Genomic DNA, 20,649 nt, shown 5'->3' on the forward strand with positions numbered 1-20,649 from the left:
CAAAAGGTTGCGTGCGATGAACAAGATGCTCCAGGGCTGGCTGCTGGCCGCCTGTTGCACGCTGCCTCCGGCCTACGCCGGCGGCAGTGTGGATGTGCTCTCGCAGCCCGCAGTGCATGGCCCCCAGGCCTTGCGAGCGGTGCTGCAGGATGTGGCCCGTGCCGGCGCGCGCCTGGTGGCGGTGGGCGAACGTGGCGTGGTGCTGCTTTCGGACGACAATGGCAAGGCCTGGCGCCAGGCCACGACCGTGCCAGTGAGCGTCAGCCTGACCGCGGTGCAGTTCGTCGATGCGCGCAACGGCTGGGCGGTTGGCCACGCTGGCGTCGTGCTGCGCAGCGAGGACGGTGGCGAGCACTGGGCCTTGCAGCTCGATGGCAAGCGCGCCGCGGCCCTGGAGTTACAGGCAGCCGAGGCCTCTGCGGATCAGCGCCGCCTGGCCGCCGCACAGCGGCTGCTGGCCGACGGCGCCGACAAGCCCCTGCTGGCGCTGAGCTTCGCCGATGCGCAGCACGGCCTGGTGGTGGGTGCCTACGGGCTGGCCATGATCACGGCCGACGGCGGGCGTAGTTGGCAGTCCGCCATGGGCCTGCTGCCCAACCGCCGCGGCCTGCACCTGTATGCCCTGGCCCGCCAGGGCGCTGACCTGTACGTCGCCGGCGAGCAGGGCCTGTTGCTGCGTTCGCGTGATGGCGGCGCTCACTTCGAGGCTTTGCAAGGCCCTTATGAGGGCAGCTACTTCGCTGCCAGCGTGCTGCCCAACGGACGGCTGCTGGTCGGCGGGTTGCGCGGTTCGTTGTTCGCCTCCGATGACGGCGGTGCAAGTTTCCAGGCGCTGGTCAACCCGATTGCTGCTTCGCTCAACGCCATCCGCGTCGCCGGTGATCAGGTATTGCTGGCCAACCAGGCCGGGATGTTGCTGCACAGCAGCCTGAGCGACTTTGCCGCGCACCCTGTGCCGGTCTCCGATGGCCTGCCACTGACTGCCGCCACCACTGCCGCCGACGGTGCCATCGTCGCCGTCGGCATGGCCGGTGCACGCCGCCTGGCGCCTTCTTCTTCCTCTTTCACGAAGGACTGAGCCATGCATGCCATGAATCCGCCGGCGCCTTGCAGCGGCCGTCTCGATGACTTCGACAACATGTCCGGGTCGCTGCTGGAACGTGCACTGTTCAACCATCGTGCGTTGGTCCTGCTGCTGTGCCTGGCCGCTACCTTGCTGCTTGGCTGGCAGGCCACGCGCCTGACGCTCAACGCCAGCTTCGAGAAGACGATTGCCCGCGACCATCCATTCGTCCACAACTACCTGGAACACCGCCAGGAACTTGCCGGGCTGGGCAACGCAGTGCGCATCGCCGTGGCCAACCCCAGTGGCAGCATCTACGACAAGGATTACCTGCACAGCCTGCAGCAACTCAACGACGCGGTGTACCTGCTGCCGGGCGTCGACCGTGCGGCGATGAAGTCGCTTTGGACCCCCTCCACCCGCTGGGCCGGGGTGACCGAGGAGGGCCTGGAAGGCGGCCCTGTGATCCCCGACGGCTACGACGGCGGCCCCGCGAGCCTCGAGGCGCTCAAGCGCAACGTCGAACGTTCCAACGAGATCGGCCAGTTGGTGGCCTTCGACCAGCGTTCGAGCATCGTCTACGTGCCGCTGCTGGAAACGACACCGGACGGCAAGGCGCTCGACTACAACGCCTTCGCCAGCGAACTGGAAAGCCTGCGTGAACGCTTCCAGCAGCAGGGCGTGCAGATTCACATCACCGGCTTCGCCAAGGTCGTCGGCGACCTGATCGATGGCTTGAGGCAGATCCTGCTGTTCTTCGCCGCAGCCATCGCCATCACCGCTGTGGTGCTCTACTGGTACACCCGGTGTGCGCGCAGCACGGCGCTGGTGGTGACCTGCTCACTGGTGGCAGTGGTCTGGCAAATGGGCCTGCTGCCGCTGCTGGGGTACGAACTGGACCCGTACTCGGTGCTGGTGCCGTTTCTGGTGTTCGCCATCGGCATGAGCCATGGCGCACAGAAGATGAACGGCATCATGCAGGACATCGGCCGCGGCATGCACCGCTTGGTGGCGGCGCGCTTCACCTTCCGCCGGCTGTTCCTGGCCGGGCTCACTGCACTGCTGTGCGATGCGGTGGGCTTCGCGGTGCTGATGATCATCCGTATCCAGGTGATCCAGGACCTTGCCGTCATCGCCAGCCTCGGCGTGGCGGTGCTGATCTTCACCAACCTGATCCTGCTGCCGGTGCTGCTTTCCTATGTCGGGGTCAGCGCCCGAGGTGCGCGCCGTAGCCTGCGCGCCGAACAGGCGCAGGCGAGCGGGGCGCAGAAGCACGCGATGTGGCGCCTGCTGGACCACTTCACCCGCCGCCGCTGGGCTGCGTGGTGCATTGCACTGGCGCTACTGATGGCCGCGGGCGGTTTCGCCGTGAGCCTGCACCTGAAAGTGGGTGACCTGGATGCTGGCGCCCCCGAGTTGCGTGCCGATTCGCGTTACAACCGCGACAACGCGTTCATCACTGAGCACTACGGTGCCAGCAGTGACGTGTTTGCGGTGATGGTGCGCACGCCCGCTGGCGGTTGTTCGGCCTACGATACCCTCAAGCGCGTGGACGACCTCGACTGGCAGTTGCGTGGCCTGCCGAGCGTCGACTCGACCAACTCATTGGCGCTGCTCAACCGCCGGGTACTGGTTGGCCTCTCTGAGGGCAGCCCGAAATGGTACGAGCTGGTGAACAACCAGGCGACCCTGAACATGGTCACCGCCAACGCCCCGCGCGGCCTGTACAACGATGACTGCAGCCTGCTCACACTCTACGCCTACCTCACCGACCACAAGGCCGACACCCTGGCGCGGGTGGTGGACAGCGTCCAGGCCTTTGCCCAGGGCAACGACAGCGAGCGGGCTACCTTCCTGCTCGCTGCCGGGAGCGCCGGCATCGAGGCTGCCACCAACCAGGTGGTGAAACAGGCCAACCGCGACATGCTCTGGTGGGTGTACGGGGCCGTCACCCTGCTTTGCCTGGTGACCTTCCGCTCCTGGCGTGCGGTGCTTTGTGCGGTGTTGCCGCTGGTGCTCACCTCCATCCTGTGTGAGGCGTTGATGGTGGCGTTGGGCATCGGCGTGAAGGTGGCGACGTTGCCGGTGATCGCGCTCGGCGTCGGCATCGGTGTGGACTACGCGCTGTATGTGATGAGCATCGTGCTGGCGCAGCTGCGACAAGGGGCGAGCCTTTCCCAGGCGTATTACCGCGCGCTGCTGTTCACCGGCAAGGTGGTGATGCTGACGGGCGTGACCCTGGCCATCGCGGTGGGTACCTGGATCTTCTCGCCGATCAAGTTCCAGGCGGACATGGGCGTGCTGCTGGCCTTCATGTTTGTGTGGAACATGGTCGGGGCGCTGGTCCTGCTGCCGGCACTGGCCTACTTCCTGCTGCCGCAAGGCCAGGTGCGTTCGCCGGTGGAGCCGGTGTTGCCCGCTCATGAGCCTTTGTCGCAACAGCGCCGATCAGGTGCTGAATTGACCCCGCGCGGCGCGCGACTGCATTCGCTGGAGGAGGTGAGCCATGGCCGCTGAACGTACGCCCGGCAGTGCGCAGGCGCTGTTATTGCTGTTCGGCAGCTGCCTGCCGGTGCTGGGGGCCGTGCTGATCGCCCCTGTGCTGCCACGCATGCAGCTGCATTTCAGCGCAGCGCCCGGCGTGGCGGTGCTGGTACCGATTGTGCTGACCTTGCCCGCACTGGTGATTGCCCTGGCGGCACCTTGGGCCGGCATGCTGGCGGACCGTGTCGGCCGGCGGGCCTTGCTGCTGGCCAGCATGCTGCTTTACAGCGTCTGCGGGGTGCTGCCGCTGTGGCTGGACTCCCTTGGCCTGATTATCGCCAGCCGCGCCGGCATCGGCCTGGCCGAAGCCGGCATCATGACCTGCTGCACCACACTGATGGGGGACTACTTCGAGGGCCAACGCCGGGAGCGGCTGTTTGCCCTGCAAATGGTGGCCACGTCGCTGTCAGCCGCCTTGTTCATGGGCCTGGGCGGAGCACTGGGTGAAAACGGTTGGCGTACGCCGTTCGCGCTGTATGCCGTAGGCGTGCTGTGCCTGCCGCTGATGGCCTGGCTGTTATGGGAACCGCAGGCCCGCCGTGTCGAGCCTCGACATGGCGGGGCTTCACGCTTCCCCTGGGCCGCCCTGGCGCCGATCTACCTGCTGACAGGCCTGGCGGGTGTGAGCCTGTTCATCGTTCCGGTGCAAGTCGGCTACCTGCTGCAACTGCTGCATGTGGATGCACCGCAGCAGGTGGGCCTGACCATGGGCGCCAACCAACTCGGCGTGCTGGCCGGGGCACTGGCCTTCCGCTTGCTGGCCAGCCAGCCAGCGGGGCGTCTGCTGGCGCTGGGGTTTGCCACGGCGGGGCTTGGCGGTGGCCTGATGGCGCTTTCCACCAGCCACGCAGTGGTGGTGGTGGCCGTGCTGATCAATGGCCTGGGCGTTGGCCTGCTGCTGCCCTGCCTCATCAGCCAGGTCATGCAGCACGTCGGTTTCGACCAGCGCGGCCGGGCCACGGGCGGGTTCACCGCCGCGATCTTCGCCGGTGAATTCATCAGCCCGCTGCTGGTACTCGCGCTGACTGGCGGCGCGGCGCCGCAGCTGCCGCAGGCGTTGCTGCTGGTTGCGCTCAGCCAACTGGTCCTGGCGCCGCTGTGCCTGCTGTTGTTGCGGCGCGCCCGTGGCGCGGGCGCAGTGGGTGCACTGTGAACGATCAGCTTTGCAACACAGGCCCAGGTGCCGGCCCTGGCACTGGCCACTGTAATTGACAGGAGACAACATGCAGTCACTTCCAACCTTCAAACGCGTCGTCACCGGCCACGATCCTCAGGGCCAGGCGGTGGTGGCCAGTTGTGGCCCCACGGCACATGACTTCGCGCTCAAAGCGGTGCCAGGCACGGTGTTCTATGAAGTGTGGAACAGTGCCGGCAGCCCCGCGCTGCTGGACAATGGCGACGACCCGACCGCCCGGCCCCTGCAATTGAGCCCCGCCCCATCGGGCAGTGTGATCCGCGTGGTGGATATCCCGCCGGACAGCCTGCAGAACCAGGTCAGCGCTGAGCAGGCAGCGGCTGCCTTCGCCGAGATCGGCGAAGCGCATGCCGGCACGGGTAACGCCGATTCAAAGCACAAGCTGATGCACCGCACAGAGACCCTGGATTACGGGATCGTCACTGAAGGTGAGGTGTGGCTGGTGCTGGACGGCGACGAGGTACACCTCAAGCGCGGTGACATCGTCGTGCAGCGCGGCACCAACCACGCCTGGAGCAACCGCACCGAGCAGATGGCGCGCATGGTATTCATCCTGCTCGACGGCCGTTACGCCGAGCAGCTCAAGGAGGTGCTGCCATGAAGCTGGCCACACTCAATGACGGTAGCCGCGATGGCCGCCTGCTGGTGGTTGCCCGCGACCTGCAGCGGGCGGTCCAGGCCAGCCCCATCGCCGCTACGTTGCAGGCTGCCCTGGACAACTGGGCGCAGGTCGAGGGCGGCCTGCAGCAGTTGTATGCGCAGCTCAACGCCGACCAGGCCGCGGGTGCGTTCGACCTTGACCTGGCACAGCTCGCCGCGCCGCTGCCCCAGGCCAGGCAGTGGCTGGACGCTTCATCGTTCCTCAGCCACGGCGAGCTGATGCAGAAAGCCTTCAACCTGGACCCCATCGAGGGTGTGGAGCACATTCCGCTGATCTACCAAGGGGCCAGCGACGACTTTTTGGGGCCGCGGGCGGACATTCCCTTGCCCAGCGAGGCCCACGGCATCGATTTCGAGGGCGAGTTCGCGGTGCTGGTCGATGACGTGCCCATGGGCTGCCCGCCGGAACGCGCCTTGCAGCATGTGCGGCTGGTACTGCAACTGAATGACGTCAGCTTGCGCGCCCTGGCGCCCAGGGAGATGAAGACCGGCTTCGGCTTTGTCCAGGCCAAGCCCGCCACCAGCTTCGCTCCGGTGGCGGTGACCCCGGACGAACTCGGCGGCGCCTGGTGCGACGGCCGCGTGCACCTGCCGCTGCACGTGGCGTGGAACGGCGAATGGTTCGGCCACCCACATGGCGGGGCCATGCATTTCGGCTTCCACCAACTGATCGCTCATGCGGCGCTGACCCGGCGCCTTAGCGCGGGTAGCTTGATCGGCTCGGGTACCGTGTCCAACGCGGACCGTTCTGTAGGGTCGGCGTGCATCGCGGAGCGCCGTGCCATTGAAACCATCGCCCACGGTGCACCGCGCACGGCCTTCATGCGCTTTGGCGACCGCGTGCGCATGGAAGCCCGGAGTCGTGCAGGCGAGGTGCTGTTCGGTGCCATCGACCAGCGTGTGGTGCCGGGAGGTTGGCAATGCGCGTAATGGTCACCGGGGCCAACGGCTTTGTCGGGCGCCAACTGGTAATGCGCCTGCTGGAGGCCGGCGAGATACGTGGGCGGCCCATCGAGGCGTTACTGATACTGGACCGGCAACTGGAGGGGCTGCCCGACGATGCGCGGTTACGCCGCCATTACGGCAGTGTCACCGACCCTGCCTTGTTGCGCCGGGCGCTGGCCGATGGTGTGGATGTGGTGTTCCACCTGGCCAGCCTGCCCGGGGGCGCCGCCGAGGCGCAGTACGAGCTGGGTTACCAGGTCAACCTGCAGGGCAGCCTGGAGCTGCTCGACCAGTTGCGCAACCCAAGGCGACCGCCCGTGCTGGTGTACGCCAGCAGTGTCGCGGTGTACGGCGGCGATCTGCCCTTGCGCATGGATGAAGACCAGCCCTGTTCGCCGCAACTGTCCTACGCGGCCCACAAACGCATGGTGGAAATCGCACTGCAGGACCTCGCGCGTCGCGGCGAGGTGGATGGCCGCGCGCTGCGCCTGCCCGGCATCGTCGCCCGGCCGCGCGAGCCGAACGGCCTTCGCTCGGCGTTCATGAGTGACTTGCTGCACGCCTATGCAGCCGGTGAGGCCTACACATGCCCGGTTTCCCCTCAAGCCAGCGCCTGGTGGATGTCGGCCCGCTGCTGCGTGGACAACCTGCTGCATGCCGCCGAACTGCAAGCCCCGGGTGACCGTCGTGTCTGGCAGCTACCGGTGCTGCAGCTGACGATCGCCCAGGTGCTTGCCGGGCTGCAGGCCAGCCTGGGCGAAGAGAACCGCGCCTGCATCAGCTTCGAGCCCGAGCCACAGCTCGAAGCGCTGTTCGGCCGTTATCCGGCCTTGCGTACAACCCAAGCTCGCAAGCTGGGTTTCTGCCATGACGGCTCAGTGCTTGGCCTGCTGCGCAACGCCCTTGATCTGCCACCGCGCCGCGGCACCGCGGCAACCCGTAAAGGAATTTGTGCATGAATGTGAACAAGCGTCGCCTGCTGGACCTTTCCGTCACCCTGGACAACAACCCCTACACCGACCCACCGCCTTTGCTGCCAAAGATCGACTACATGGACCACCAGCAGGGCTGGCCGGAAATGGCCGCGATGTTCCCGGGCCTGCGCAAGGAGGACCTGCCCGGTGATGAGTCGTGGGCAGCTGAACGGCTGCAGATCACGACCCACAGCGGCACGCACATGGACGCGCCCTGGCATTATGCGTCCACCACCAATGGCGGTGAGCGGGCTTTCGGCATCGATGAGCTGCCGTTGGAGTGGTGCTTGCAGCCGGGTGTGAAGCTGGATTTTCGCCACCTGCCGGATGGGCACGTGGTGACGGCGACGCAGGTGGAAGCCGAACTTGCCCGCATCGGCTATCAACTGCAGCCGCTGGACATCGTGCTGGTCAATACCCGCGCAGGCAGCCTGTTTGGCCAGCCGGGCTACCTGGAAGCCGGGGTGGGCATGGGCCGCGAAGCGACGCTTTACCTGTTGGAGCGGGGGGTAAGGGTGGTCGGCACCGATGCCTGGAGCTGGGATGCGCCGTTCAAGTACACCCGTGAACGTTTCAGTGCCACGGGCGATGCATCGATTATCTGGGAAGGCCACAAGGCCGGCCGTGACATCGGCTATGGGCAGATGGAGAAACTGGCCAACCTGGATCAGCTCCCGGCCTACGGTTTCATGGTCAGTTGTTTCCCCTACAAGATCCGCCAGGCGTCCGCGGGGTTCGTCCGGGCAGTGGCCATCTTCGATTAGCCCGGCGGGTTGTCAGCCGCCGTGCTGGCCGCCCATCCCGGCGCAGCGATGGCCAGGTGAACTTTATCAGGCCTCCAGGCTTCCTCTGTTACAGCAGCTGCCCCCGTGGGGCAGCCAGTGCTGTATCACGCCAAAGGTTCAGGAGGGGCAATGAAGACGCACACCACGCAAGCGCCTGAGAAAGCAGGCCAGGCCAAGGGCCAAGGGGAAGTCGAGCGGGACAATGATGCCCATCGGCCAGACGGCTCGAACGGTACGGCGCATGATTCCACCGCGCAACGAACCGCGCGAGACAAGGGGCCGCACTCGTCCGACCACGCCGACAGCCAGGATGACCTGGGCTTCGACCCGGACTCACCGGACCTGGACGACCCGCAGGTCGATCCCCAAGGGCCGGCCAAGCCCCCCAGGGATGTGGAGAAAAAGGCACGCTGATCGAGGCCGTGAGCGCGGAGGTTCTGGACGCTGTTCAGCGCACCCGCTCAAGGCTTTGCACCGAAAGCTGCAGGGCTTTTTGCATGTCCAGCCGCGCCGAACGCCCCACGTCCTTGTCGTGCAATTGAAAGTTGCGCTCCGAAGGCAGGATTGGCGCGGTGAGGTCTTCGGCGTCCTCTCGTTCGAAGTCGTTGTTGCCGCCGATGGTCATGGCGCTGCGGCGCAGCAGCATGCGGAGCTGCTCGGGCTGCAACTGCGGGTTGATCGACAGCATTGCCGCCACCAGGCCTGTGACCATTGGGGTTGCATAGGACGTGCCGCAATGCACCGCGCCGGGTTGGCCTGCCTGTGGGGTGGAGGCGTGGGTGCAGGCTGCGGCGGTGATGTCGACGCGCATGTCTACGTTCGAGGTGCTGCGCTTGACGGCATAGTTTGGCGACTCGACGGGGACTGACGCCTGCCCGCTACGTTGATGGCCACCCACCACCAGCAGTTGTTCGGTGATGAAGGAGGAGGGCAGGCGGTATTCGTCGGTGCCCGAGAACGAGGCGCCGTTGCCGGCCGAGTTGACCACGACCACGTCCGGATGGGCCTTGCGCAGCCAGAGAAAGAACTCTTCGAGCAGCTCTTCATAGCCGCTCATGGCAATCCCGGAGCGCAGCAGGGAATCCACCTCATCGCCTTGCACATTGCGCGCGCCGACGCGGTGAATGCCCCAGCTCCAGTTGAGTACGCGCACGCCGTCCTCGACCAGGTTCACCGATGCGGCAATGTTGGCGGTGATGCCGGCATCGGAGTTGCGCTCGACGATCACCTCGAAGCCACCTGCCGCCTTGTCCAGCCCCTTCAGGAAGCCGGTATTGCCCCCGTCATCCCAGGCGGCGGCGAGAATGCCGGCCACGGTCGTGCCGTGGTTGTCCGGCTTGCTGGCATCCTGGGCATAGACGCAGGTGCGGCGCCCCTCGCAGGCGCCCAGGTAGTCGGCGAAGTCTGCGCTGTCGAAGTCGACGTTGCGTTCGATCACGCCGACCCGGATGGGGGTGGGCAGCACCGGTGCCTGGCGCCCCGGGATGCGCCGCTGGTAGTAGTGCACCGCATCGAGAAAGCGGTTGGCAGCCCACTCGTCCGAGTCTTGCGCAGGCTTGCGGGTACCCGGCGCCTCGCGGGCGGCGTGCTCTGCCTCTTCAGCCGCTGATTCCTCCACCACCACCGCATCCACGCTGGTTTCACCACCCAGGCGCAATACCAGCGCGTCGCGCTGCACCAGGTCCCGGGCGGGCAGGCGCAGCTGATAAAGGTTCAGCGCAGCGATGCTGCCAACCACCGTGGCCCCGTATTTGCGCGCCAAGCGTTCGGCCTCCTGGCGGCCGTCGTGGTCCTCTTCGATCAACACGCTGACCAGGTCGACATAGGTGGTCAGGCCATCCATGTTCTTGGCCACCTCCTTGGGCCCTGCGGCCAGCACATGGTTGTTGCGCAGGGTAAGCCAGGCGGCGTTGCTGGCACGCGGGCCGTCCTGCAACCACAGCGGGCCGCTTCGCACCGCCGTGCTGTCCAGTTGCAGGCGCAGGGTGTCACCCTGGCGCTGGATACGCGCCGGAGCCACTGCGTTGCCGTTGAGCAGCAGCTGCGGCGTGGCCTGGCCAAGCCCCTGCACGCGCAGGCACCAGGTTTGCTGCTGGCTGTCCATCAAGTCGCCGCAGCGTTTGAGCTGTTGCAGGCGTAACGGCTGCTCGGCGAGCGCAGTGGTACTGGCCGCCAGCGTCAGCGCCAGGGCAAGGGCAATGCGTGAATGGCCCATGGCTTACTCCATGGCCTCGGCCACACCCTGATCCTCACCCAGGAAGCCACCGCTCTGGTGCTGCCACAGCCGGGCATAGGTGCCGTTCCTGGCGAGCAGTTCGCTGTGGGTTCCCTGTTCGATGATGCGCCCCTGGTCCATGACGATGAGCCGGTCCATGGCGGCGATCGTCGACAGTCGGTGGGCGATGGCGATGACCGTCTTGCCCTGCATCATTTCATTGAGGCTTTCCTGGATGGCGACCTCGACTTCCGAATCCAGCGCGCTGGTGGCTTCATCGAGCAGCAGGATCGGGGCGTTCTTGAGCATGACCCGGGCGATGGCGATGCGTTGACGCTGGCCACCCGAGAGCTTGATGCCGCGTTCACCCACCAAGGTGTCGTAGCCGCTGTGGCCTTGCCGGTCGCTGAGCTGCTCGATGAATGCATCGGCCTGGGCGTTGGCCGCGGCGTGGCGGATCTGTTGCTCGGTCGCATCGGGGCGACCGTAGGCGATGTTGTCGCGGATGGAGCGGTGCAGCAGGGAGGTGTCCTGGGTGACCATGCCGATGGCGCTGCGCAGGCTGTCCTGGGTAACCTTGGCAATGTTCTGTCCATCGATGCGAATTTCGCCGCTGTCCACGTCGTAGAAGCGCAGCAGCAAGTTGATCAGCGTGGATTTACCCGCACCGGAGCGCCCCACCAGGCCGACTTTTTCGCCTGGGCGAATGTGCAGCGTCAGGCCATCGAGCACCTGGCGTTCGCCGTTGTAGTTGAAGCTGACGTTGTCGAAGTCCACCGCACCACCCGTGGTCTTGAGCACCCCGGCGTTCGGCGCATCCTGCACTTTCGGGCCGCGCGTGAGGGTCTCCATGCCATCCTGCACGGTGCCGATGTTCTCGAACAGCGAGGTCATCTGCCACATGATCCAGTGCGACATGCCGTTGACCCGCAGTGCCATGGCGGTGATCGCGGCAACCGCGCCAGTGCCGACTTCGCCCTGGTGCCAGAGCCACAGGGCGTAGCCACCTGCGCCAGCGATCAGGCCGACCACCAGCGCCTGGTTGACGATCTCGAACTGGCTGACCAGGCGCATCTGGCGAAAGCCAGTGAGCTTGAAGTCTTCCATTGCGGCCCGCGCGAAATGCGCTTCACGCTTGGAGTGCGAAAACAGTTTGACCGTGGTGATGTTGGTGTAGGCGTCCGACACTCGCCCGGTCATCGAGGAACGCGCGTGGGCCTGCTCCTGCCCCACTTGGCCCAGGCGCGGCACGAAGTACAGCAGGGCCAGCCCGAACAACGCGACCCAGGCAATGAAAGGCAGCATCAGTTTCAGGTCGAAGCCGCCGGCCAGGGCGATGATCGCGATGAAATACACGCCGATGCCCGGGGCGATCTCGATGACGGTGAACAGCACTTCGCGCACCGCCAGCGCCGTCTGCATCACTTTGGTGGTGACCCGGCCGGAAAACTCGTCAGAGAAGAACGACAGGCTCTGGCGCAGCATCAGCCGGTGGAAGTCCCACCGCAGTCGCAGTGGCAGGTTGATCGCCAGTACCTGATGCTGAACCATCGTGCGCAGCGCCACCAGGCCGATGCTGGTCAGCAAGACGATGGCGATACCCCACAACACCCGGGTTTCCTGCCCTTCGGCCGCGCCGCCCGCCTGCCAGGCCGAGAGCAGGTCGACGACCTGCCCCAGAAAGGAAAACAGCCAGGCTTCGTAGATCGACACACCGGCGCTGAGCAGCGCCAGGGCCAGCACATAGCCGCGCGCGCCCCGCGTGCAGGCCCACAGGAAGCGCAGCAGGCCAACCGGGGGTGGGGGCGCCTCGTCGGGTGGGAAGGGGTCGAGCCGTTGTTCAAACGCGCGCAGCATAAAGTCTCCGGATGGTCAGGTGTCGCTCACTTGCGACAGGGGCCTGGCTACGTGTTCAAGTGGCTGTCGCTCTGCCGCCACACCCCACAGCGCCTGGGCCAGTGCCGCGACGATCATCAACGCCGCGCCGATCAGGTAGCCGTACAGGACATTCAGGCGCTCGCCGGTCTCGATCAGCGCGCCGAACAAGGTCGGGCCGATCAAGCCACCAAGCCCCGTGCCAAAGGCATAGAATACGGCAATCGCCAGCGCACGGATCTCCAGCGGGAAGGTTTCAGCCACGGTCAGGTAGGCCGAACTGGCGGCTGCCGAGGCAAAAAAGAAAATCACCATCCAGGCGATGGTCTGCTCGGTCACATCGATCAGTTGCTGCTGGAACAGGTAACCGCTGACCGCCAGCAACAGGCCGGAAAGCAGGTACGTGGAGCTGATCATGATGCGCCGCCCGACCACGTCGAACAGCCGGCCCAGCAGCAACGGCCCGCAGAAATTGCCCAGGGCGAACGGCAGTATGTACCAGCCCACCTGGGCAGACGGCACGTCGTAGAAGTCGGTCAGCACCAAGGCATAGGTGAAGAAGATCGCGTTGTAGAAAAAGGCCTGGGCGGTCAGCAGCGTCAGCCCCACCAGTGCCCGCCGCCGGTGCACCCTGAACAGGCTGTGGAACACCTCGCGCAGTGGCGTATGGTCGCGCGCGCGCAGCCGCAGGGCAGGGGTTTGCAGCGGGGGAATGGCGATGCCGCGCTGGTGGTAATGGCGTTCGATGCTGGCGACGATGCGTTCGGCCTCTTCAGGCTGGTTGTGAATCATCAACCAGCGTGGGCTTTCGGGTATCCACAGGCGCATCAGCAGGATCAGCAAACCCAGCGCGGCGCCGATGCCGAAACACAGGCGCCAGCCCAGTTCGCCGCCAAGCACCGCCGGGTCGAGCAGGATCACTGCGCCCACCGCGCCCAGTGCGGCACCGAGCCAGAACGTACCATTGATGGTCAGGTCGACCCAGCCGCGATAGCGCGCCGGGGTGAATTCCTGGATGGTCGAATTGATGGCGGTGTACTCACCGCCGATGCCGGCCCCGGTGAGAAAGCGAAACAGCAGAAAACTCCACAGGTCCCAGGCGAAGGCCGTGGCCGCTGTTGCGCCGATGTACAGCAACAGCGTAATGAAAAACAGCTTGCGCCGCCCCAGGCGGTCGGTGAGCCAGCCGAACAGCAATGCACCCAATACGGCACCGGCGATGTAGGCCGCCCCTGCCAGGCCGATCTGGGTATTGGTCATTGCCAGGGCCGGGCTGGCCTTGAGCGCGCCCGCCACCGAACCGGCCAAGGTCACTTCAAGGCCATCGAGCAGCCAGGTGATGCCCAGCGCCATGACCAGCAGGGTATGAAAGCGCGTCCACGGCAGCCGGTCGAGCCGGGCCGGTATGTCGGTGCTGTAGAAGCGCTCCTGCGCACAGGCGCCGGCGGGTGGTTGCAGGGCGTGGGTCGTCATGGCGCGTCCTGTCGGCTGGCGGGTGGGCAGCTCCGTTATCGCCGGTTTTTGGCTTCGACCTCAGCCAGGCGCCGCTTGATGGCCTCGGTCTGCGCCTGTTGTTCCTTGATCGACGTCGGCGTGATCACTTTGTCCACGGCTTCGGTGTCGGGGTCCGGCCGCTCCAGCACAGGGTCGGGCGATGGCTCGCCTTGTTGGGCGTGCTCCGAGGATATCGGGCGAGGGACTTTATCCGCGCTGTCGCCGTTGTTGCGATCGGTGTGCTTCATGGCTTGCTCCCGCGTGAAGGTATGTCTTTCAAAAGAGCCCATGGGCACGAAAAAGTTTGATTGGCTTCGCTTTGTGCAGGCAACCGAGGCACTGCGGCGTATCAGGCTGAACATCCGCCAGCAAGCCTCGTCCAAACGGATGACGGGCCTTCCCCGCCCAACCCCACCTAGCAAACTGCCGCAGGAGTGAATGCCATGCCACGTGGAGACAAAGCCAAATACACCGAAAAGCAGAAACGCAAGGCTGAGCATATAGAAGAAAGCTACGAGCATAAGGGGGTCTCCAAGGATGAGGCCGAGGCGCGTGCTTGGGCTACCGTCAACAAGCAGTCTGGGGGTGGCGAGAAAGCTGGCGGCTCAGGCAAGAAGACCACGCCCGGCGAAAAAAGCACCGCGCGTTCCGACTCTGCCAGGCGTGCCGCCAAAACCCGTCAGGGCCATGCCCGCACATCAGGCGCTTCCCTGGAGACCCAGACCAAGGAAAGCCTGATGAAAGAGGCCCGCAGCAAGGACATCAAGGGGCGCTCCAGCATGACCAAGGCACAATTGGTCGAAGCGCTGCGCGGGCTGGGTCGATAGGGGCTGGAGCTCAGGCCTCTCTGAAACCCCGCTCTTCGGTACTGTGGCCAAAGGTCTCGGCCCCTTGCGGCAGCGCTGTGACCTTGATGGCCCGCACGGGTACGGCGAACTTGGCGCCGATCCTGGAGAACCGTTCGAGCAAGCGGAAATTGATGGCCTGCTGAATGTCCATGTAGAGGTTGTAGCCTGGGTCCTTGACGATGTAGACGCACTCGAACTCCAATGCCTCCTTGCCGAAACCGCGCAAGTGGGCGCGGTCGAAGCGCGCCTGGTCCTGCGCCTTGATCGCCTCCTCGACGATGGCCGGGGCTTTTTTCACGGCCTCGGTCGGGGTGTCGTAAGACAGCCCGAACTCAAAGACGATGCGCCGCTCCTGCAAGCGTTTGTAGTTCTGGATGGTACTGCTGATCATGCTGGCGTTGGCCATGACGATCTGCTCACCGCCCAGGCTGCGGATGCGCGTCGTCTTCAGCCCGACTTGCTCGACGGTGCCGGACAGTGAGCCGATCACGATGAAGTCGCCCACCTCGAATGGCTTGTCCACGGCAATCGCCAGCGAGGCGAACAGGTCGCCGAGGATGTTCTGCACAGCGAGCGCAACGGCAATGCCGCCCACGCCCAGGCTGGCGACGAAGGCGGTGATGTTCACGCCCAGGTTCGATAGCATGGCCAGCAGTACCACCGACCACAACAGCACGCGCGCGCCCCAGCCCGCCAGGGTAGCCAGGGCGCTGCCCTGGTTCAGGCCGGGGGTGCCGTGCCGGGCGAAGTAGCGGCCCAGGCCCAGCCCGATGGCGCGGTTGGCCCACAGGCCGATCTGCAGGGCTGCCACCACGAACCAGAGGCTGCCCACCCGGCTCAGCCAGCGCTCGGGCAGGTCGAGCATGCTCAGGCCCACCAGCACAGAAGCGAGGAACAGCAGGGAGTTGCTGGTGCCGGACAGTACTTTGGCCATGACATGGCTCAGCGCACCGTCATGCTCGGACCAGCGTTGCACCCGCCTGAGCAGAAAACTGATGGCCGCCCGTGCGGCCACAAAGGTCAGTGCGGCGACCGCGACCGCCAGCAGCAGGTTGAGGATGGAAATACCGAACACAGTGGTGTCGGTGAAAAACTCGATGATGCGATCGTTCATGAGCGATTGGCCTCCTGGTTGCCCTTGAGTGAATTCGCACGTGCAGTTCATCGGACGCCCAGGGGGCGCGAGAGGTCGATCGGATTTTGGTTTTTTGTCGGCGTTTGCAGCCCCCGGGCGCCTGGACGCCTGTCAGATCAAGCACCGCTGATCTCACAGGCGTCACAAGCCTGGGCTTACTTCACCGCGGACAGCACCGCATTCTCTTCCTGCTGCAATTGCCTGAAATGCCCTGCAATGGCCTCGATCAGCACCGCGTCGGCAACGGGATCCATCCCTGGGTAAGGCTTGCCGTTGTAATCACCCTTGTGGGTCAGCACAGCCTCGACGCGTTCACCGTTCTGCTGGTAGATGCGTTTGATGGTCTGCGCTTCGAGGTCCTTGCTGTCGCTGCAACGCAACGCATAGTGAATGCCAAGCGCAGCCCCGAACGCCAGGCCAGGGGTTTCGATGCCGTGCTTGTGGGCAAGGTCGATGCTGCTGAGGATGCGCTCGTTGCGCTGAAGTTTGCGCAGTGGGTCGCGCCCGACACGCGAGCAGGGGTCTTTGAACGACGTTTTGCAGCGTTCCAGAAAGGTGCTGGCAAAATCGCGAACCGCCTCTGCCATGTCGGCATTCTCAGCCACCAGTGCCGGTGCGACCTCCTGGCTGATCAAGCGCTCGGCCAGTTCACTGACCCGCTCATCGCCCATGGCCTGGCCAACCCAGTCATAGCCCAGCACGCTTGCATACCAGGCAATGATGGCGTGAGGGCCGTTCCACAGGCGGTTCTTGATGACCTGGATCTGGGCGATGTCAGCGACCGTTTTCACTTGGCGCAGACGTTCCAGCAGGTCACTGCCGCGCTCCACGTACAACGGCATGTCTGGCTCGCTGTTGAACAGGATCAGGTGCAACTGGCTCATCGCGTTGCTGGACTGCGCGAACGGCCGGAAGCGGCAGATCAGCCGCTCGTATTCAGGTACGGGTGCGGAGGGTTTGCTGGCCGGTGCAGGCTCGTCGTCAAGGCTGTTCTGGAACATCTGCGACTTGATGCGCAACTGACGGACCAGGGCCTCGTTGCTGAGTTTGGACACGATGCGGCTGACCACCGTCTCCGCGAAATGGGTTTTTTGCAGGATCTGTTGGGTGATGTCTGGCGCGCACAGCAATTCCAGCTCCGCCTGTACGTGCAAGCGTACGAACGCGGCGCCACCGATCTTGTTCAGCACGATCAGGATGGTGAGGTCACGGCCCCGGCGCTCGAAGCGGCGCAGCAGGCCTTGGGCAATCACCTTGGCCTGTTTGCGGATGGCCTGCTCCGGCAGGCTCAGGCCGATGATTTCTGCCGCGTTGTACATGTCGATCACCGCCTCGGCATCGTCCATGTCGATCATGCGTACATTCTCGATGGTCTGGTCGAACGAGGTGGCGCCGTAGCGCACGCTGTAGCGGCCAAACGCAGAGACGGTTTCGCGGAGCATGCGCGAGCGGGTGGCGGCGATGATTTCACACGGCCGGGTGTAGCCGTCCCAATGGGAAAACACCTGCGTCAGGTAGCCGCCGCCGATGGCGCCGAACCCGTGAATACCGACACGGAACTGGTTCAGTGACGCTGGAAAGGGCTCCTCAAGCTGCGGCATGCCCAAGTCAGGCACGCATTCGCTCAAGTCGGCGAGGAATTCGGTCATGCTGCGGTAGGCTTTCAGCGCGCCGGCTTTGACTTCAGGAGCCGGCGGCTTGATGTCTTCGATCAGGATCGCCTGGCCTTCGGCACGGATGGCCGAAAGCATGCCGTTTTCCGAGTCTTCGACCATGAAGCACTGGCTCGGCTCGCAGTTGAGGGCGGTGGCGGCGCGCAGGAAGATTTCGGGGTGGGGTTTGCCTTGGCTGACTTCGTCGCCACACACGGTGATGTCGAAATACTTGAGCACATTGGCGTTGATCAAGTACTCCTCGGCAATGGCCCGGCGGCTGGAGGTGGCGACCGCCATGGTCAAGCCAGACTTGCGCAGCCGCTCCAGCACTTCCAGCAAGCCGGCTTTGATCGGCACGCCGTGGTTGCGCACGTACTCCAGTTCAAGCTCATCGGCGCGCTGGCGGATCTGCGCGTACGGGAAGTCGTCACCGTTGTGCGCCTTGGCCAGGGCCTCGGCCTTCTTCGCGCTCAGGCCCAGCGAACCGATCAGTGTCTGCTCGCTCAGCGCCTTGCCGGAAATTTCCAGAGACGCTTGTTTGAGCGTCTTGAAGCGCAGGCGCTCGGTGTCGAACATGGTGCCATCCATATCGAAGATGGCGCTGAAAATGCGTTTGCCTTGAAAAAAGATCATTGGCTATTGCCCCTTGTTGAGTCGTGATTCATCTCGGCTTGCACACGGGTACAAGCGAGCGCTGCGAAAAAACGCGGCTTGAGTTGTCAGGTAGGGGGCAGGCGATCGACAGGGCCACGCACCGGCGCGACGTAGAAGTAAGGGGGGACAGAGCGGGGAGTGCAGAGGATGTCTGCGAGCTTCGAGGCAGCTCGGGCGCCTTGTTTGACTTCACGCCCACTGACTGCAGATCGGTTTGCAGACAGTGAGCGCAAATAGCGATGGATACGTGTGATTCCTGGCATGGGGGGGCTTCGCTTCCTTTGTTTTGACGGGTATTCCTTTTTTACCCTTGCACGTATGCCCGGTCACATGCAACCGGCAAGGGCGCCGTAGCGTGCCATGCGCGGTTCGTGCCTTACCTGTTCAGCGCTGCCTGCTCCCTGAGGATCTGCATCTGCTGGCGATAGTCTGCGGTCACTTGGCGCGCCTGTTCAGGGTTGTTCACGACCTTGGGTGTAATCAGCACGATCAACTCGGTACGGTCACGGCTCTTGGAGGTGCTGCCGAACAGCCAGCCCAGCCCGGGTATGCTCGACAGGGCCGGTACGCGGGTATCGGATTGGCCGTTGTCTTGCTTGATCAGGCCCCCCAGCAGCACGGTCTGGCCGCTCTGCACCGCCACTTGGGTCGACACCGCACGGCTGGAAATCCGCGGATTGGGCTGCGTGGTGGTGACGGCGCTGTCGTCGGCGTCGCTCACTTGCTGCTGAATATCCATGTACACCAGGCCACCGGGGTTGATCCGTGGCACGACATCGAGAATGACACCGGTCTGCACGTATTCGACGCTGCTCAGGGTGGTATCGGAGTTGCTGGTATTGACCGTGGTCTGGCTGATCGGAATGTTGTCGCCGACCTGGATCTGCGCCTGCTGGTTGTTCAGTACCACCAGCGAAGGGGCCGAAAGCACCTGCGTCAGGCCGCGTGTCTCCAGCGCGCGCAGGGCAACCTGCAGGTTGCTGCTGACGAAGGAGTAGAACATCGAGGCGCTGCCCAGTGCGACGCCACCGGCACCGAGCGCGCCCTGGCTGCCGCTTTCGTTGGCGACGGTGGTGCTGGACGAATTGCCGGCCAGGCGGCCCAGGTACCACTGCACGCCCAGGTCCAGATCGCCGGTGAGCTTGACTTCAAGGATGCGGGTTTCGATCTGCACTTGCAGCGGCGGGCTGTCGAGGCGCTTGATGGCCGATTCGATCTCTTTCCACTGGGCAGGCCGCGTGCGTACCAGCAACTGGTTGCTGCTTTTCTGCGCGGTGATGCGTACCGTCTCTTCAAGGCTTTTGGCCGAGCCGTCGCCCGGCTCGGCGCTGCTGGCCAGGGCTTGCTCGGTGTCCTCGTCGCCATCCTCCGACGGCACTTCGCGGATACTGGCCTGGGTGCTCATGCCCGTACTGCCCAGGCCTTGGCCCGACTGGCTACCGGTGCCGTTGAGCGAGGTCAGGTTGGTGGTCTTGAGCCCTGGCGCGACGCTGGCTGCCTTGTCGTCGGCGATTTGCCCCGAGCCGTAGATCTGGCGCAGATAACGGGCAAGGTCCGCCGCTTTCATGTTGCGCACGTCGTACACGAACAGCTGCGGTTCGTTGCCACCGCCTTCATCGATGGTGCGGATCCAGTCGCCGACTTCCTGCAGATACTCCGGTTGCGCAGAGATGGCGACGATCGAGTTGGTGCGTTCGTTGGGCATGAACCTGACCATGTCCGACAATGGCATGCCGCTGTCGGGCCCGAACAGTTTCTGCAACTGCGGCATGAGTTCGGCCACCGAAGCGCGTTGCAGGCCGTAGACGCCGATCGACATGCCCTTGAGCCAGTCGACATCGAAGGTGTCGATGGTGTCCTGGTAGTTGGCCAGTTCATCGGGGGTGCCCGCCAGGCTGATCACGTTGCGGGCCGGGTCGACCAGCAGGAAGGCGTTTTCACGCACGAAGGGCTTGAGCAGCTTCTGCATTTCGCTCGCACCGATATAGCGCAGCGGGTAGAGCCGGGCTGCGAGGCCCGTGGCCGGCTGGGCGACCGGCACCTGTGGCACCAGTTTGCCGGCGATGGCCTTGTCGGCGGGCAGGATCACGTAGCGCTCGCCCTGGCGGATCATGGCGTTGTCGGTCCACGACAACAGCGTTTCCAGAATCGACAGCGCCTGCTGCTTGGTGACCGGCTTTGAGGTGGAAAAACTGACGTTGCCTTTGACGCCTTGGCTGATGCTGTAGTTTTCATGCAGCAGGTCACCCATGACGCTGTTGATCACCGCCTCGATGGGCTGGTCGGTGAAGTTGAACACGATGTCGCCTTGCGCATCCTGCTGGGCCGGTGGCGTTGCCGGGGCTTTGCGGATGAAACGCTGGTTGCCGGTAATGATCTGCCGGCCAGGCGCCGTGCGAGGTGCCGTTGCCATGGGCGCGGCGGGTTCCAGGCTGGTGGGGGCAGGTGCAGGGGCGTCGGCGCCGTTGAAGGCTTGCTGCAGCAGCGCCGGGTCGGTGTGCAGGTCACCTTGCGTCGTGGCGCAACCGGCCAGGGCGATGGCGACACTCAGGCCGAGCAGGGGCGCGCGCAGAGTGGGGAACGGGAGGCGTGAAGAAGCTTGCATGG

15 protein-coding genes and 1 pseudogene are annotated in these 20,649 nt (G+C 64.8%); 9 read left to right on the forward strand and 7 right to left on the reverse strand.

Annotation, left to right across the window (positions count from 1 at the left end; translation table 11 throughout):
* Positions 1-16 precede the first annotated feature (16 nt).
* The 8 genes and pseudogenes from ABRP30_RS10750 to ABRP30_RS10785 form a co-directional block, all read left to right on the forward strand.
* Positions 17-1,078 (forward strand): YCF48-related protein, encoded by a 1,062-nt coding sequence (locus ABRP30_RS10750; RefSeq protein WP_267823111.1) that lies wholly within the window; start codon positions 17-19, stop codon positions 1,076-1,078.
* Between the two features lie 3 nt (positions 1,079-1,081).
* Positions 1,082-3,580, forward strand: coding sequence for an MMPL family transporter (locus ABRP30_RS10755; protein WP_349974300.1), 2,499 nt, complete (start codon positions 1,082-1,084; stop codon positions 3,578-3,580).
* Complete coding sequence (locus ABRP30_RS10760) at positions 3,570-4,760, forward strand: MFS transporter (protein ID WP_349974299.1); 1,191 nt, start codon at positions 3,570-3,572, stop codon at positions 4,758-4,760. Before ABRP30_RS10755 ends, ABRP30_RS10760 begins: the two co-directional genes overlap by 11 nt.
* A 70-nt stretch (positions 4,761-4,830) precedes the next feature.
* Entirely contained in the window at positions 4,831-5,403 is a 573-nt protein-coding gene (locus ABRP30_RS10765; protein ID WP_349974297.1) for a cupin domain-containing protein, read from the forward strand.
* The gene (locus ABRP30_RS10770) at positions 5,400-6,392 is read left to right on the forward strand and encodes a fumarylacetoacetate hydrolase family protein (protein WP_267823119.1); all 993 of its coding nucleotides are present in this window, start codon (positions 5,400-5,402) and stop codon (positions 6,390-6,392) included. Before ABRP30_RS10765 ends, ABRP30_RS10770 begins: the two co-directional genes overlap by 4 nt.
* The gene (locus tag ABRP30_RS10775) at positions 6,383-7,366 is read left to right on the forward strand and encodes an NAD-dependent epimerase/dehydratase family protein (RefSeq protein WP_267823121.1); all 984 of its coding nucleotides are present in this window, start codon (positions 6,383-6,385) and stop codon (positions 7,364-7,366) included. Before ABRP30_RS10770 ends, ABRP30_RS10775 begins: the two co-directional genes overlap by 10 nt.
* Positions 7,363-8,145 (forward strand): cyclase family protein, encoded by a 783-nt coding sequence (locus ABRP30_RS10780; RefSeq protein ID WP_349974296.1) that lies wholly within the window; start codon positions 7,363-7,365, stop codon positions 8,143-8,145. Before ABRP30_RS10775 ends, ABRP30_RS10780 begins: the two co-directional genes overlap by 4 nt.
* 288 nt (positions 8,146-8,433) lie before the next feature.
* Positions 8,434-8,580, forward strand: a pseudogene (locus ABRP30_RS10785) (DUF6021 family protein); the annotation flags it as partial.
* Between the two features lie 34 nt (positions 8,581-8,614).
* On the opposite strand, the gene ABRP30_RS10790 reads toward ABRP30_RS10785, so the two are convergent.
* The 4 genes from ABRP30_RS10790 to ABRP30_RS10805 are packed head-to-tail and all read right to left on the reverse strand — an operon-like array spanning position 8,615 to position 13,998.
* A complete protein-coding gene (locus ABRP30_RS10790; protein WP_372490436.1) occupies positions 8,615-10,381 on the reverse strand; it encodes a S8/S53 family peptidase in 1,767 nt (588 codons plus the stop codon).
* Positions 10,382-10,384: 3 nt separating this feature from the next.
* A complete protein-coding gene (locus ABRP30_RS10795) occupies positions 10,385-12,238 on the reverse strand; it encodes an ABC transporter ATP-binding protein (protein ID WP_349974295.1) in 1,854 nt (617 codons plus the stop codon).
* Between the two features lie 15 nt (positions 12,239-12,253).
* Positions 12,254-13,729, reverse strand: coding sequence for an MFS transporter (locus ABRP30_RS10800; RefSeq protein ID WP_349974294.1), 1,476 nt, complete (start codon positions 13,727-13,729; stop codon positions 12,254-12,256).
* A 35-nt stretch (positions 13,730-13,764) separates the two neighbouring features.
* Positions 13,765-13,998: a hypothetical protein gene (locus tag ABRP30_RS10805; RefSeq protein WP_267823129.1), complete on the reverse strand. Its 234-nt coding sequence runs from the start codon at positions 13,996-13,998 to the stop codon at positions 13,765-13,767.
* A gap of 195 nt (positions 13,999-14,193) precedes the next feature.
* Here ABRP30_RS10805 and ABRP30_RS10810 point away from each other — a divergent pair, with 195 nt between their 5' ends.
* Positions 14,194-14,577, forward strand: coding sequence for a termination factor Rho (locus tag ABRP30_RS10810; protein ID WP_349974293.1), 384 nt, complete (start codon positions 14,194-14,196; stop codon positions 14,575-14,577).
* A gap of 10 nt (positions 14,578-14,587) precedes the next feature.
* On the opposite strand, the gene ABRP30_RS10815 is transcribed toward ABRP30_RS10810, so the two are convergent.
* From ABRP30_RS10815 to gspD, 3 genes are all read right to left on the reverse strand, one after another.
* The gene (locus ABRP30_RS10815) at positions 14,588-15,712 is read right to left on the reverse strand and encodes a mechanosensitive ion channel family protein (RefSeq protein ID WP_349974292.1); all 1,125 of its coding nucleotides are present in this window, start codon (positions 15,710-15,712) and stop codon (positions 14,588-14,590) included.
* Positions 15,713-15,888: 176 nt separating this feature from the next.
* The gene (gene mtlD, locus ABRP30_RS10820; RefSeq protein WP_349974291.1) at positions 15,889-18,021 is read right to left on the reverse strand and encodes a bifunctional mannitol-1-phosphate dehydrogenase/phosphatase; all 2,133 of its coding nucleotides are present in this window, start codon (positions 18,019-18,021) and stop codon (positions 15,889-15,891) included.
* Positions 18,022-18,418: 397 nt separating this feature from the next.
* Entirely contained in the window at positions 18,419-20,647 is a 2,229-nt protein-coding gene (gspD, locus tag ABRP30_RS10825) for a type II secretion system secretin GspD (protein WP_372490483.1), read from the reverse strand.
* Positions 20,648-20,649 lie beyond the last annotated feature (2 nt).

This window comes from Pseudomonas sp. WHRI 8519, from assembly GCF_040224055.2.
GTDB lineage: Bacteria > Pseudomonadota > Gammaproteobacteria > Pseudomonadales > Pseudomonadaceae > Aquipseudomonas > Aquipseudomonas putida_X.